Origin of the sequence: Adhaeribacter aerolatus (genome assembly GCF_007991635.1) — a bacterium.
Lineage (GTDB): Bacteria > Bacteroidota > Bacteroidia > Cytophagales > Hymenobacteraceae > Adhaeribacter > Adhaeribacter aerolatus.
The window spans coordinates 62,850-76,158 of the sequence record NZ_BJYS01000018.1 but is presented as its reverse complement, the minus strand read 5'-3'; the positions used below and the strand labels follow the sequence as shown (position 1 = coordinate 76,158).

Genomic DNA, 13,309 nt, shown 5'->3' with positions numbered 1-13,309 from the left:
TATCGAGCTATTTGGTGAGTGGTTTGAACGTTTGGGGATGATAGCTAATAACTAATCTCTAATAGCAAATCACTAAAAACTGATTACTAAAAAAACCTGCTCAAATATTAAGCAGGTATAGTATGCTAAATGAGTACAGTATGGTAAGAGGTAAAATCCTCGCTGAATCTATTTAGGTTGGGACCGAATAATAATTAAAAATCTGGCAATTAGGATTCGACTTGTTCCTTTACCGGCCCAACGTATAACTGGAGCTGAAAGCAACACCAATCGAGTATGGTTTTCGTTGTTTACTATGTAAATTTTCGGGATGCGCGGCCAGGCTGGTCAGGTACTGGGTACCTTCCAGACCCGCTCTTAAACTAATTGCCTTAGAAACCCGGAACCCTTTACCGGCCGATAATACCGTGGCAAACTGCCAGGGCCGGAAGGGCGAATCCGCATTGTTTCCAAATTTCATATCGGGCACCCGGCTCGATTCCGAAATAATATTGGCTTGTACGAGTAAGTTGGTCAGCAAGCCCACGGAAGCAAAGTAAAACGATTTACGGCTTTTGGTTTGGTAATTCAGTTTAAGAGGAACGCCCAACGACCGGTAGCGGTATTCGGTTTCGAAGGAAGGCGTCTGAATTACAGCGGCATTACCCAGGTGTTGCTGCCCCGCTAAAGAAGCTACCAAAGCCGTAGTAGGTAAAGCAGCCGCCTGCGCCATATTTTTAGTGTCATTGAAATTGGCTCCCGGATCGGCATTGCTATAGCGGGCCGCCAGGTAAGAATTACTAAACACGTACGACGACTTACTGGAAGCCACATTTTGGGTAAACAGCAGGCCGGTTTCTAAAGACCAATGTTCGTTTAGGGCATAACCAACCGCCGCCGCTGTGTTGTAAGAAAAACCCGATGAGGTATTTTGGTCATATTCATTCAGGGCAGCGGTATAACCAGTAGCATTTACAGTGGCGGCCGGCGCTCCGTTAAAGTTACTCAGGTTAGGCGCCATTAAGTATTGCGGAGAGGCCGCCGAAGCCAGTTCTATATTCTGATTAAAATACTGTGGTGCGTACCTGGCGCTAAAACTCCACCGCGCCATTTTAGGTTTTTCCGGTTCCGGCGCAATGGTTGGTTCCCAAGCCAGAGCGGGCGGGGTCGCCTCAATGGCCTTTGGTTTCCACAACGAATCTGCCATGGGTGCTTTACGCAAGCCGGCCCAGGCGCTTACCGGCACCAATGGCTCCAGGTCTTCTGTTGCGGTTTTATCGCCGGCTAATATTCGCGTTTTTGCCTCATTAGTCAGTGCTACTAGGCCGGCATCCGTCAGCCCAATATTTACGCCGGCCATATTATTAATGCCATTACTCACAGCCACCAGGTTATTCTGGTTTAATTTGCCAGAACTGGTTGGGGTAGCGGCATAGGTTTGGTCTGCTTTAACTTTTCTATTATCCCGATTATCCGGTACGTCAGCGGCATTATGAGTCTTTGCCGGGTTTTTAGATGCTGGTTCAACGGCGGCTAATCCGGCCCGGGCCGGTAAATCAGTTTCCGAACGCGCGGCTTTATCTTCGGCCGGCTGCCGGCTGTTATTATTTAAACGGTTGGTTTCTGCGGTGGTGGGATTTGCTTTGTTTTCGGCAATGGTGGGGTTACTTTGGTTCGTCGGTAAGTTCGCCATGCCCTGATTGGCAGGTTGCCGTGAGTTTACATCGTAATACAGATACATGGCCGCACACATTACCAAAACAATACAAGCTGCTGCCAACGACCGGTACCAGTTTACCCGCTCTTTGTAATAGCCGGCTTCTTTCAGGTCCAGCCCTTGTTCAATCCGTTCCCACACCCGCTCCGACGGTTCTGCTTCCGCCGTTTCCAGGCGGGTCCGGAATAATTCTTCCAGGCGCTGAGGTTTGCTTTTATCTGATAATTCTTTCATTGTATTTTTCTTCGTGACGTTCCAACATGTTTTTCAAGATTGCACGCGCACGTGAATATTGCGATTTAGAGGTTCCCTCAGAAATCTCCAGCATGGTGGCAATCTCTTTGTGGGAATAACCTTCTATGGCATATAAATTAAATATAAGCTGGTAGCGAGGGGCTAAACTTTGGACCATGCCCAACAAGTCTTCGTAAGCATAGTTCGATAAGACAAATTCTTCTTCGGGTATATTTTCGATTTTATCGCTTTCGGCTACGGAGCTCACATACATTTTTTTGCGATGGTGCTTCAGGGCCGTGTTTACCATAATCCGTCTGATCCAGAACTCCAACGGGCACTCACCTTTAAACGTACCGATGTGTTCAAAAACTTTTACGAACGCTTCCTGCATAATATCTTCCGCCTCAAAACTGGTTTTGGCGTAACGCAGGCACACCGCCATCATTTTTTTGGCATAGAGGTCGTAGAGCGCTTTTTGCGTAGCTCTTTTACCTGCTATGCAACCTTGCACCAGTTCCTGTTCAACGGTAAGATTTTTCCGAAAAAGCTTCAAGTAGACCTACGAATATCCTTAGTTTTAAAACCCTCGCCATCATGACCCACCTGTAGCCGGATTGGTTGCAAGGAAGAAAATTATTTTAAAAATAATTTCAAATATACTATATAAGGAAGCACCTAAAAAAGTACTGTTGCCAATATTTTTAGCGTTAAACAGCGTTGAAAATGAGCTATTTATAAGAGTAGCCGGAGCAGCAATATTTATTTTAGCTGTTCCAGATTACCCAGGCTACTTCGGCCTGACGCACCAGCATTTCGTGGCCGTTCTTAATTTTAGCGCCGGCTGCGCGGCCTTTTTGCAGAAATAAGGTCTCGGCCGGGTTGTAAACCAGGTCGTATAAATAATGGTTCTCCGAAAGGGCTTCGTAGGGAATGGGCGGGCAGGTATCTACTTTGGGATAAGTGCCTAATGGGGTAGTATTTATCAATAATGAATATTCCGCCATCAAATCCGGGTGCAGCTCGTTGTAATGGAGCTGGCTGGGTTGCGGCTGGCGCGAAACTATTTTGTAAGAGATACCCAGCGAATCGAGAGCTGCTAAAACTGCCTTAGCCGCCCCGCCGGTACCAAAAATCAGAGCCTTGGAATTGGCCTTAACAGAATAAAAATTCTCTAACGATTGCATAAAGCCCTGGTAATCGGAATTGTAACCGGTGGTTTTGCCGTTCTGAAATTTTATTACGTTTACGGCGCCAATCTTTTTTGCCTGGGTTTCTACTGCATCCAGGTAAGGAATTACTTTTTCTTTGTGGGGCACCGTTACGTTCAGGCCGTGCAGGTTGGGGATGGATTTTATCAGCGCCGGAAAGGCCTGGATATCCGGTAGTTCATACAGCTTGTAAACACAATCGGTAATATTTTCGGCCTTAAACTTTTCGGCGAAATATTTCTCCGAGAACGAATGCGTTAAAGGATAACCAATCAGGCCGTATGCTTTCATGCTGGTGGTGCGGATTTGTCTACTCTTGAATATTATATATTGGGTTAAATTTATCAGGCGCGGCTTTTGGCAGATAACTTGTGCTTGGCAAATTCGTACAGCGGCGGCAGAATAGAAATAAAAATAATGGCAAAAATAGCCAGGGTAAAATTCTCTTTAACCGCCGGAATATTACCAAAGAAATAACCGGCTCCGATAAACAAAGCCACCCAAATAAAGCCCCCAATAATATTATAAGCAATAAACTTACTGTACTTCATGGTGCCTACGCCTGCTATAAAGGGTGCAAACGTACGAATGATGGGTATAAAGCGGGCAAAAATAATAGTTTTGGCTCCATGTTTTTCATAAAAATGCTGCGTTTTGAGCAGGTGTTCTTTCTTCAGAAAACGGTAGTTGCGCCGGAACACTTTAGGACCAATGTAATCGCCAATGTAATAATTAAGCGTATCGCCCAGAAAAGCTGCTACAAATAATAACCCAATCAGGTAAAAAACATTAAAAGGCCCAGGCACCAGTTCGCCGGTTTGGGTTAGTTGCGGCGCCGCAAAAGCCCCGGCCGCAAACAACAGCGAGTCGCCGGGCAGGAAAGGCATAATTACCAGGCCGGTTTCCACGAAAATGATCAGGAATAATATTAAGTAAGCCCAAATACCATAATCGTGAATAATTTGGGAAAGATGCACATCCAGGTGCAGGAAAAAATCAATAAAATTATGCAGCAGGTCCATGTAGGCCGGTTAATGATAAACTAATAAAAATAAGTGGCCGGAGCAGGTATTTGCCATTGTAACCCTTCCGGCCTTAAATTATTGCACCTCGTTGAGGTTTATAAAATGTAAAAAAGTATCGCCGCGTAAGCCCAGCCGGATGGTTTCCAGCGGCACCACTTCTTTCGGCGAAATATTACCCAGGTTTACGTTAGCTCCGAGTAATTTTACAAACCAAACCTGTTGTTCTTTTTGCGGCGCCTCCCAAATAATTTTTTCGAAAGGAATCTTTGTTAATATTTCTTCTACCAAACCACTTCTTACTTCGCCGGTAGAGCGGAACAAACCCACGTTGCCTCCTTCCCGGGCCTCGCCAATCACTTTCCAGGCGCCGGCATCCAGTTCGGCCTGCATCAGGCTAATCCATTTATAAGGCGGAATTATTTTCTGGTCGTCTTTCGATCCAACTTCCGACAAAACCGTTACCTGCTCGGCCAAAGTCCTGATGTAGTTGCATTTATCTTCGTGTGGCAACTCAATAGAGCCATCTGATACCTCCGCGTATTGCAGTTCGTATTTATCCAGAATCCGGCGGTACTCATCAAATTTATTCCGGATAATAAAGGCTTCGAACAAGGTGCCGCCAAAATAAACCGGAATGCCGGCCGCTTTGTAAACATCTAACTTGCCCTGTAAATTAGGCACTACGTAAGAGGTAGACCAGCCCAGTTTTACAATATCTACGTACTCGCCGGCTACTTCTATAAAATCTTCTACCTCCCGGATGCTCAGGCCTTTGTCCATGGCCATGGTGTATCCTTTTTCCCGCGGTTTGGCATCCCGCTCAGGCAAATGGTTAAGGGTATAATTCATTAAGGTGTGTTGTTATATTAAACTACTATCAAATGGTTGAAGCCCAGATGTTTTCTTAATAAAGGAGCCTTAATGGTTATTTAAAAATCATGTAAAACACCGGCTATTATTTAAATTAAATTTATAAAACTCCAGAATTCATCTGCTTGCTGTTTATTTCCGGTATTGGTCTATCAGGCGCGCCAGCGCTTTCTGCGATTCCAGTTCGGGAAAATACTCAAACAGCAGGTAGTGCTTATCGAAGTCCAAAATTAATGCATTTTCGAGATAATTATAGGCTTCCTTGTAATTTCCTGCCGAGAGCAAATAAGCGCACATGCGGTAATGCAGTTCTGCTTCCTCCGGCTGAATCTCAATGGCATTCTCCATCAGCTCGATAGCGCCTTCGTAATTACCTTGTTCGTAAAGCAAAATAGACCAGTTCAGCCAGATATCTTTATTAGCCGGAGCCAGTTCGCTAGCCTTTTCGTAAGCCTCAATGCTCGATACAATGTGCCCCACGTTATACTCGGCTGCGGCCAAAGCCAGCCAGTAATCCGAACTATCGGGGTAAATGGTAGTAGCTTTCCGGAAAAAATGTACCGCTTCGAACCACTTGGCTTGCGCATTCAGAATTACGCCAATGCCAAACCAGGCCTCGTCCATGTTCGGATCCAGGTCAATAGATTTCTGGTAATATTTCCGGGCTTGGTCCCACTGCCGCAGCTTTTCGTAACACTCGCCAATATTGCAGTAGATATCTGCCGAGGGTGCATCGTGCTCGGTAAACTGGTTAAAGTGGTCGATGGCTTTGGCAAATTCGCCGAGGTGCACATAGGTATTGGCCAATTGTAAATAGCCGTTGGCAAAATCGGCTTTAATAATGGTGCTGTACTCAAAAGAGCTTAAGGCTTTTTCGAACAACTCCAGCCGGAACTGCACCAAACCCAGGTTATACCAAGCCGTGTGGGAATAAGGGTCGGCATCGATAAACTCCTGGAAGAAAGGCAGGCTGTTTTCCAGGTTCCCGCTTATATCCAGGCAATACAGCAGTTCCTGCATACCTAACTCATTTTCGGGGTTTATCTGCAGGCACTGCTTGTAATATTTTACCGCCGATTTAAACTTACCCCAACTCTGGTACGTGAGCCCGATGTTAAAATAAATATCGTCGCGGTCGGTGGTTACGGCGGCAGCCTTTTTAAAAAACTCAATGGCGGTGTTGTATTCGCCCTTTTGGGTATAAATAACCCCGCGGGTTACCGAAATATCGGCGTTATCCGGGTCTACCAGTGCTACTTCTTCAATCAGTTGTAAGGCTTCTTCAAAATTGCCGGCCATGGCCAGCAATTGCGATTTATCAATCTGTAGTTCCGTTGAAAAAGGATATTGAGCCAAAGCGGCGTTACAGGCCGCTAATGCCTGGGTATAATTTAAATTACTGGTATAATGATCAATGATTAATTCGAATTCCGATAAATCAAAAAATACAGTATCGTTTTCTTTTACCATATTTTCGAATTTATTTATTAACTCCAACTCCTCATTTCTATCTTCGGCCTGTTCATCCATTAATCGGGTTCTCCTTTCCGCTGCAAAAATACAGCTCCTTTTTACTAACAACAACAATATCTTTAAACCGCCGCCGGCTGCGACCGGTGCGTTTGGTTTAGTTCCTGGCAGCACCAAAGAATGGTCTTTTCTAGCGGAATAAACTTAAACTGAAGTTTGGTTTTAATTTTCTCGTTGCTGTACAAATGATTTTTTTTGGCAATGCGTGCCGTTTCTTTGGTTATTAAAGGTCTTTTACGGGTAAAAAAAGATCGCATGGCCTCGGCCCGCCAAATTATTTCGGTTAATAATCCGGGCACTTTTACCGAGGGAGCTTTTTTTTGCAGGCCACGGGCCACTTGCATAAAAAAAGCTTCGTACGATAACAAGCCGGCATTTAAGATAAACCGTTCACCGGTAATATCCGCCTGCATCAAAGCGGTCATTGCCATTATAACATCCCTTACATCTACAAAATTCGCGCCGCCGCGCGTATAAAATTTATGTTCTTCAAAAACGTATTTAAATAATTGGGTACTGCTCCGGCTCCAGTCAGCGGCCGGCCCCAGAATTACGGAAGGATTCACAATCACAGCCGGCAATCCTTCGGCGATTCCCCGCCACACTTCCAGTTCGCCGAAATATTTTGAATTGGCGTAAGCTGAGTGTGATGCATTTAAATCCCACTTGGTAGCTTCGGTTAAAACCTGTTGGCCTTTCACGTGTCCGATGGCCGCTACTGAGCTAACGTGGCATAACTTAACGCCCGGATTTTCGAGACAGACATTTACGATATTGGCGGTACCGGTTACGTTTATCTCTTTTAACAAGGCGGCATCCTGGGGCGCGTACGACACCAAACCGGCACAATGGTACACCTGGGTAATGCCCGGCATGAGATCGCGCAACAAAGCCGTATCTAAAATATCGCCTTTAATCCATTCTATATTGCTTTTCTGCTCAAATTCGGAGGGGATGTGCTGCCGGTATAAAACTTTGAGGGCGGCGCCTTCGGCCAGCAAATTCCGGATTAGAAAGCTGCCAATCAGGCCCGTACCCCCGGTTATAAAAATCATCGGCAGGAATATTATAGATTAAAGTTGGGGATTGCGCAGTGGCAGGGCCAAAGCTTTTTTAAAATAAGGGTTGGCGGCGGCTTTCGGCAATATTTCCAGGTGCCGCAGCGCGTGTGCATCGGTACCAACAAAATGCACTTGCTTTAATTCTACCAGCTTTTCGGCTACTTTCCGGGCGGCCGGCGAGTAATACCCAGAGAATGAATTTAAGTTTACCTGAAACAAGACGCCTAAATCATGTATTTCCTGCAGGGCATCCAGCCGGTTGTACAAATAAGTATACCGCTCCGGGTGCGCCAACACCGGCGTATATCCCGCTGCTTTTAGTGAAAAAATAATTTCTTTAAAATTGAAAGGCTCATTTATATAAGAGGTCTCGATTAAAACATAATTATCGCCGAAGCTCAGCAAAGGCTCATCGGCTTTTACCTTAGCTAAAAACCATTCATCCAGATAATATTCGGCGGCACAAGCCAGTTCCATTTCCCAACCTTTATCTTTTACCGCCGCACTCACCAGGTTCAGCTTTTCGCGGATGCCTACTGGTGTGTTGCGGTAAAAATCGCCCATAATATGCGGGGTTAAAATTAATTTCCGGTAACCTAAGTCGCCCAGAGCAGCAATCATTTCCAGCGATTTCTCTAAGGTACCGGCGCCGTCGTCTAAACCGGGTAAAAGATGCGAATGCATATCTACCGCTATTCCGGCAAAAGGTCTAGCGGTATTATCTTTCCGAAAAAATTTTTTAAAAGCCTTTATCATTCAGAACCTTACATAAATGTTCTTCTGAATCGCTTCCAGGGGCTCTCCCGGACTTCATCGTCGTAGTAAGCATTACCATAGCCGTAGCCATAGCCGTAACCGTAGCCATAACCATACCCAGCCGCCATCCCTTTTGCGTCGTTCAGGATTACGGTAAGCCGGGTAAAGTTATTTGTTTTCATTATTTTGTTAATATTCTTCAGGAACGACTTCTTCGAATAATCGGCCCGCACAATATAGATTGGCACATCGGCTTTGCGCATTACCAAAATACCATCGGTTACCAAACCTACCGGCGGCGTATCTACAATTACCACATCGTAAAGCTGGTGCAGTTCCTCCAGCATTTCATTAAACCGGTTATTCAATATCAGTTCCGAGGGATTGGGTGGCGTAGGTCCGGCTGTAATAAAATGCAGGTTAGGGATAGTGGATTGTTGTATACATTCCTGAATCGAGTGCTTGCCAATCAGAATGGTGCTGATGCCGATAACATTCTCGACTTCGAAGGCCAGGTTTACTTTGGGTTTGCGTAAATCTAAATCCAGGATAATTACTTTCTGGTCGGATAAAGCAATAATACCGCCCAGGTTTACCGCCACAAAAGTTTTACCTTCACCACTTACCGTAGACGTAACCGAAATAAGCCGTCTCTTTTTAGAAGAAGCATTGATAAACTCCAGGTTAGTCCGGATAGAGCGAATAGATTCGCTAATGGCCGACTTGGGATTTTTATCAACAATAAGTTTAGAAACGGGTAATTTTTCGCGGGTGTAATGGGGCACTACTCCCAATACCGACGCTCTGGTATTACGCTCAATTTCACCCACACTGGTTACCGTATTATGCATAAAATATCGGCCGGCAATTAAACCTATCCCCAACATTAAACCACTGGCCAAACCAATGGCGTAAACAATCATGCGGTCCGGCGAAATGGGCTCCGAGGGCAGCGAAGCGGGCGATAAAATCTGAAAGTCAGCTACGGTACCCGCCTGCTCTATACCCATTTCAATTTTTTTATCGAGTAGGGTTAAGTAAGTACCCTCGTATAAGCTAAAAGGCCGCGCCAGACGCACCCGTTCGGTTTCCTTTTGCGGCATTGTTTGTAATTTGCTTTCGATAACGGCGATACTGGTGTTAATGGTAGCCGCCTCTTTTTCAAGGAGCTGAATATTTTGTTCCAGCAGTTTATTTACCGCATCTTTGGTAAAAGCCATTTCTTTCTGGTACCGCCTTACTGCCTCGGTAGAATCCTTGTAAGAACGCTTCAGTAACTTATAGTACAATTGCAAATTACTCAACTCCGAAATGCGGCTGCTTAATTCCTGGTCTTCAACCGCTTTTAAAGATGGAATTACTTGTTCCAGATCACTTTCCTGTTCATCCTGACCGGCTTGACTGACCAGGCGGGCGACATCTTTTAATAAACCAATCTGAATATCTAATTCCCGCCGCTCGTTATTTAGGGTTTCCAGTTTGGCCAGTTGGGTACCTACTTCCGCTTTGATATCGTACGTCCGGTTTTGGCGCACAAAACTTTCCATGTTTTCTTCGGAGTTCTGCAGATTCGTTTCGGTTTCTTTCAGCAGTTGGTCCAGGAATTTTTGTCTTTGGCTGCTGGCCAGGTTTTTCTGGTGGATTTTTTGTTCGAGGTAAGCCGTATCTATTTCGGTTACAATATCCCGGGCTTTGGCCGGGTTAAAATCGGTAAAAAATATACCTATGGTATGGGCATCCGGATTTACAATTTCAACCGAAAGATTCTGATTAAAATAGCTATTGAGCGCCCCGTCACTATTAATAACAAAAAAATACTTCCGGCCCTGCGCATCTTCGTTGAAATTATTATTGGGGTAGAGCGTTAAGCTGATTTCTTTTTTATCTATTTTTTCACCAAACCGGTATTCCCCCGAAATTTCTTCTTCGCCTACCTGATAAGATAAAGTAAACCGGTTTTCATCCAGAAAGTTTACATCAAAATTCTTATTGTAAAAACCATCGTCTTTAATCTCGTAAATAACTTTAAAAGGCGAGTTTTTGTAAAGTTCTTCGCTTAAAACATTACCCAAAGCATAATAGCTTACGTTCAGGTTCAGGCGCCGCTTCAGGTTTTCGTAGATCAAGTCCGATTTAATTAGCTCTACTTCCCCCGAAAGAGAGGCCATGGACTGCTGGCTGCTGGCGGCATCGCCCATCGGGCCGCCCAATCCTAAAGCACCGGCCTGCGATTGCTCGTCTATTTTAATAATAGATGATGATTTATAAACCGGTTTGGTGTATCGCAGAAATAAATAAGAAGCGGCAAGCCCCAGCATAATGAGCAGAACTACCCATATTAAGCTTTTGCGCGCTACTGCTAAAAGAATTACAAAATCTACGTCACTGCCGCCTTCTTCTTCCGACTCCGTATCTGCCACCCGGCTGTTGAGTTCATCGATATCAGCGAATTTTTCTAATGCCATTAATTAGCTTGAAGTAAAATATTAAATAAATTTAATATAATTTCGGCGAATTATTTTAAATTATTTATTAACAAAACAGTAGTAATAATGGCACTGGTGGTGCCTAAAATGGTACTTACTATCGGGGCTATATCCCTAAACACTTCGAAAAACAAGCGCTGATTAGGTTCTATATAAATTACATCATTCGGCTCAATATGTAAGCTGGCTTGTTTAAGACCTTCAATAGTGGTTAAATCTACCACCTGCACAATCGGGTCATGATCCATATAATCCCGGATAATCTTTATCTTATTTGCTCTTCCATATTGGGTCTGCCCGCTTCCCCCGCCTACGCCGCCGGCCAGTGCAATCACCTCCAGCAGGTTCATGTTGTCATTCGTCATCTGGATAACCTGGCCGCCCGGTGAACCCAGTACAAATACCCGGTTGTTTACTACCTGCGTGGTTACAAAAGGATCAACGTAATAGGTGGCATAAAGCGTCTGCAATAGACTATCTGCCTGCAGCAACGTCAGACCGGTTACTTTCACGTAATCAACCATCGGCAACTTTACCTGTCCGTCATACTGCACCAGAAATTGGGTATTCCCATATTGGTTATTTTGTCCGCCAGTATTGCGGTTTCCACCTCGCTGACCAACCCCAGTACTCCGATTTACGCCTCCTACACCGCCCCCTGGCGCCCCAAAAGGCAGCTCACCATTCGGGTCAAAAATCCGTTCACCTTTATTCGTATATACCCGTACATCCAGGTAATCGTTCGGCTGGATAATATAATTTCGCTCTACGTTAGCCAGAGATTGTTTTAGTTTATCCAGGTTAATACTGCCTTCGCCCCGGAACATAATATTCTGGTTATAGCTCCGGCAGGAGTAGAAAGAAAGGGCAAAAAAGAGTATAAAAAGACGAAGTAAACGGGTCCTGAGAACTACTTGCATTTAATACAAGAAAAAAGAGTTAGTTAAAAACCGGGTTCTGCTAAATTATTTTTTGACAAAACGCCTGCAAAGTAAAACAAAATCAGGTGGGTATCAAAAGATAATATTGTGTATAGCGTATAATGTTTAGACAGGTCCTGGCTTTAAACAACCTTTATATTCATTCCCGTAGAATTTGGGCACCAAACTTGTTTTAACCTTTTTATAAAAAACCATCTAAAAAAACATCTATTTCCTTATCTTGTTTTAATACTTGACAGCAATAACCACCTAACACCACATGAATTTAATTAAAACGGAAAATCAGGAAATAATTGCCCAAATGGTACGGGAATTTAGCGCCCGAAATATCCGCCCTTACCTGATGGATTGGGATGAAAGCCAGGAATTTCCGGTGGAAGTTTTTAAAAAGTTAGGAGAATTGGGCCTGATGGGCGTGCTGGTTCCGGAACAATATGGTGGCGCTGGTTTTGGATACCCGGAATATGTAACAGCAATAGCCGAAATCGCCAAAGTTGATGGTTCGATTGGTTTATCGGTAGCTGCCCATAACTCTTTATGTACCGGTCATATTTTGCAATTTGGCAATGAAGAGCAGAAACAGCGCTGGCTACCCAAGCTGGCTACCGCCGAATGGATTGGGGCCTGGGGCTTAACCGAACCCAACACCGGATCAGACGCCGGTAATATGCGTACGGTGGCCGTACCCGATGGGGATTATTATATCTTAAATGGCGCTAAAAACTTTATTACCCACGGCAAATCGGGTAATATAGCGGTGGTAATAGCCCGGACCGGTGAGGTAGGTGATTCGCACGGCATGACAGCTTTTGTGATAGAAAAGCCCCACGAGGGTTTTAGCCACGGCCGCAAAGAAAATAAACTGGGCATGCGGGCTTCCGAAACCACCGAATTGATTATGCAGGATTGCCGGGTACACAAAGACAATATTCTGGGCCAGGTGGGCGATGGCTTTATTCAATCGATGAAAGTGCTGGATGGCGGACGGATTTCAATTGCGGCTCTGAGCCTGGGAATTGCCCAGGGTGCTTACGAAGCAGCGCTGGCCTATGCGCAGCAACGCCGGCAGTTTAACCAGCCGATCGCCAATTTTCAGGGCATTGGTTTTAAACTTGCTGATATTGCCACCGAGATAGAAGCGGCAGCCCTGCTGACCTACCGGGCTGCCGACGTGAAAAACCGGGGCTTGAATGCTACCAAAGAATCGGCCATGGCTAAATATTATGCTTCGGAAGTGGCCGTAAAGGCAGCCACCGAGGGCGTACAAATATTTGGCGGTTACGGCTACACCAAAGATTATCCGGCCGAAAAATATTACCGCGATGCCAAGCTTTGTACCATTGGCGAAGGCACCTCCGAGATTCAGAAACTGGTAATTGCCCGCGAAATATTGCGATAAAAATTGTGTTAGAACCAGGTAAGCTCAGGTGTTACTTTTAAATATATAAAATTTAAACCTTTTTCTTGATTTTCAGTAATATTTGCTTACATTTGCAATC

The 13,309-nt window shown here is 44.9% G+C and carries 11 protein-coding genes; 1 reads left to right on the top strand and 10 read right to left on the bottom strand.

The genetic code is table 11. The features are described from left to right. Window positions 1–229: 229 nt before the first annotated feature. From AAE02nite_RS12855 to AAE02nite_RS12810, 10 genes are all read right to left on the bottom strand, one after another. A complete protein-coding gene (locus tag AAE02nite_RS12855) occupies window positions 230–1,930 on the bottom strand; it encodes an outer membrane beta-barrel protein (RefSeq protein WP_146898149.1) in 1,701 nt (566 codons plus the stop codon). Then, complete coding sequence (locus tag AAE02nite_RS12850; protein ID WP_146898148.1) at window positions 1,911–2,486, bottom strand: RNA polymerase sigma factor; 576 nt, start codon at window positions 2,484–2,486, stop codon at window positions 1,911–1,913. Before AAE02nite_RS12850 ends, AAE02nite_RS12855 begins: the two co-directional genes overlap by 20 nt. Window positions 2,487–2,697: 211 nt before the next feature. Then, window positions 2,698–3,432 carry a shikimate dehydrogenase family protein gene (locus AAE02nite_RS12845; protein ID WP_146898147.1) on the bottom strand — a complete coding sequence of 245 codons (735 nt, stop codon included), beginning with the start codon at window positions 3,430–3,432 and terminating at the stop codon, window positions 2,698–2,700. Window positions 3,433–3,485: 53 nt separating this feature from the next. Then, window positions 3,486–4,163 carry a DedA family protein gene (locus tag AAE02nite_RS12840; RefSeq protein ID WP_146898146.1) on the bottom strand — a complete coding sequence of 226 codons (678 nt, stop codon included), beginning with the start codon at window positions 4,161–4,163 and terminating at the stop codon, window positions 3,486–3,488. Between the two features lie 78 nt (window positions 4,164–4,241). Further along, window positions 4,242–5,015 (bottom strand): phosphosulfolactate synthase, encoded by a 774-nt coding sequence (locus AAE02nite_RS12835; RefSeq protein WP_146898145.1) that lies wholly within the window; start codon window positions 5,013–5,015, stop codon window positions 4,242–4,244. Between the two features lie 153 nt (window positions 5,016–5,168). After that, window positions 5,169–6,566: a tetratricopeptide repeat protein gene (locus AAE02nite_RS12830; RefSeq protein ID WP_146898144.1), complete on the bottom strand. Its 1,398-nt coding sequence runs from the start codon at window positions 6,564–6,566 to the stop codon at window positions 5,169–5,171. Window positions 6,567–6,628: 62 nt separating this feature from the next. Further along, the gene (locus AAE02nite_RS12825) at window positions 6,629–7,621 is read right to left on the bottom strand and encodes an NAD-dependent epimerase/dehydratase family protein (RefSeq protein ID WP_146898143.1); all 993 of its coding nucleotides are present in this window, start codon (window positions 7,619–7,621) and stop codon (window positions 6,629–6,631) included. 18 nt (window positions 7,622–7,639) lie between these two features. Next, window positions 7,640–8,383 carry a tyrosine-protein phosphatase gene (locus AAE02nite_RS12820; protein WP_146898142.1) on the bottom strand — a complete coding sequence of 248 codons (744 nt, stop codon included), beginning with the start codon at window positions 8,381–8,383 and terminating at the stop codon, window positions 7,640–7,642. Window positions 8,384–8,391: 8 nt separating this feature from the next. Beyond that, entirely contained in the window at window positions 8,392–10,848 is a 2,457-nt protein-coding gene (locus AAE02nite_RS12815; RefSeq protein ID WP_146898141.1) for a GumC family protein, read from the bottom strand. Window positions 10,849–10,898: 50 nt separating this feature from the next. Beyond that, window positions 10,899–11,789, bottom strand: coding sequence for a polysaccharide biosynthesis/export family protein (locus tag AAE02nite_RS12810; RefSeq protein WP_146898140.1), 891 nt, complete (start codon window positions 11,787–11,789; stop codon window positions 10,899–10,901). Window positions 11,790–12,069: 280 nt separating this feature from the next. On the opposite strand from AAE02nite_RS12810, the gene AAE02nite_RS12805 reads away from it, so the two are divergent. Continuing rightward, window positions 12,070–13,209, top strand: coding sequence for an acyl-CoA dehydrogenase family protein (locus AAE02nite_RS12805; RefSeq protein ID WP_146898139.1), 1,140 nt, complete (start codon window positions 12,070–12,072; stop codon window positions 13,207–13,209). The last annotated feature ends 100 nt before the right edge of the window (window positions 13,210–13,309 follow it).

Coding starts and splice junctions, on each gene's coding strand:
- AAE02nite_RS12825 (WP_146898143.1), bottom strand. CDS start 7,621: ATGATTTTTATAACCGGGGGTACGGGCCTGATTGGCAGCTTTCTAATC.
- AAE02nite_RS12820 (WP_146898142.1), bottom strand. CDS start 8,383: ATGATAAAGGCTTTTAAAAAATTTTTTCGGAAAGATAATACCGCTAGA.
- AAE02nite_RS12815 (WP_146898141.1), bottom strand. CDS start 10,848: ATGGCATTAGAAAAATTCGCTGATATCGATGAACTCAACAGCCGGGTG.
- AAE02nite_RS12855 (WP_146898149.1), bottom strand. CDS start 1,930: ATGAAAGAATTATCAGATAAAAGCAAACCTCAGCGCCTGGAAGAATTA.
- AAE02nite_RS12845 (WP_146898147.1), bottom strand. CDS start 3,432: ATGAAAGCATACGGCCTGATTGGTTATCCTTTAACGCATTCGTTCTCG.
- AAE02nite_RS12810 (WP_146898140.1), bottom strand. CDS start 11,789: ATGCAAGTAGTTCTCAGGACCCGTTTACTTCGTCTTTTTATACTCTTT.
- AAE02nite_RS12835 (WP_146898145.1), bottom strand. CDS start 5,015: ATGAATTATACCCTTAACCATTTGCCTGAGCGGGATGCCAAACCGCGG.
- AAE02nite_RS12830 (WP_146898144.1), bottom strand. CDS start 6,566: ATGGATGAACAGGCCGAAGATAGAAATGAGGAGTTGGAGTTAATAAAT.
- AAE02nite_RS12805 (WP_146898139.1), top strand. CDS start 12,070: ATGAATTTAATTAAAACGGAAAATCAGGAAATAATTGCCCAAATGGTA.
- AAE02nite_RS12840 (WP_146898146.1), bottom strand. CDS start 4,163: ATGGACCTGCTGCATAATTTTATTGATTTTTTCCTGCACCTGGATGTG.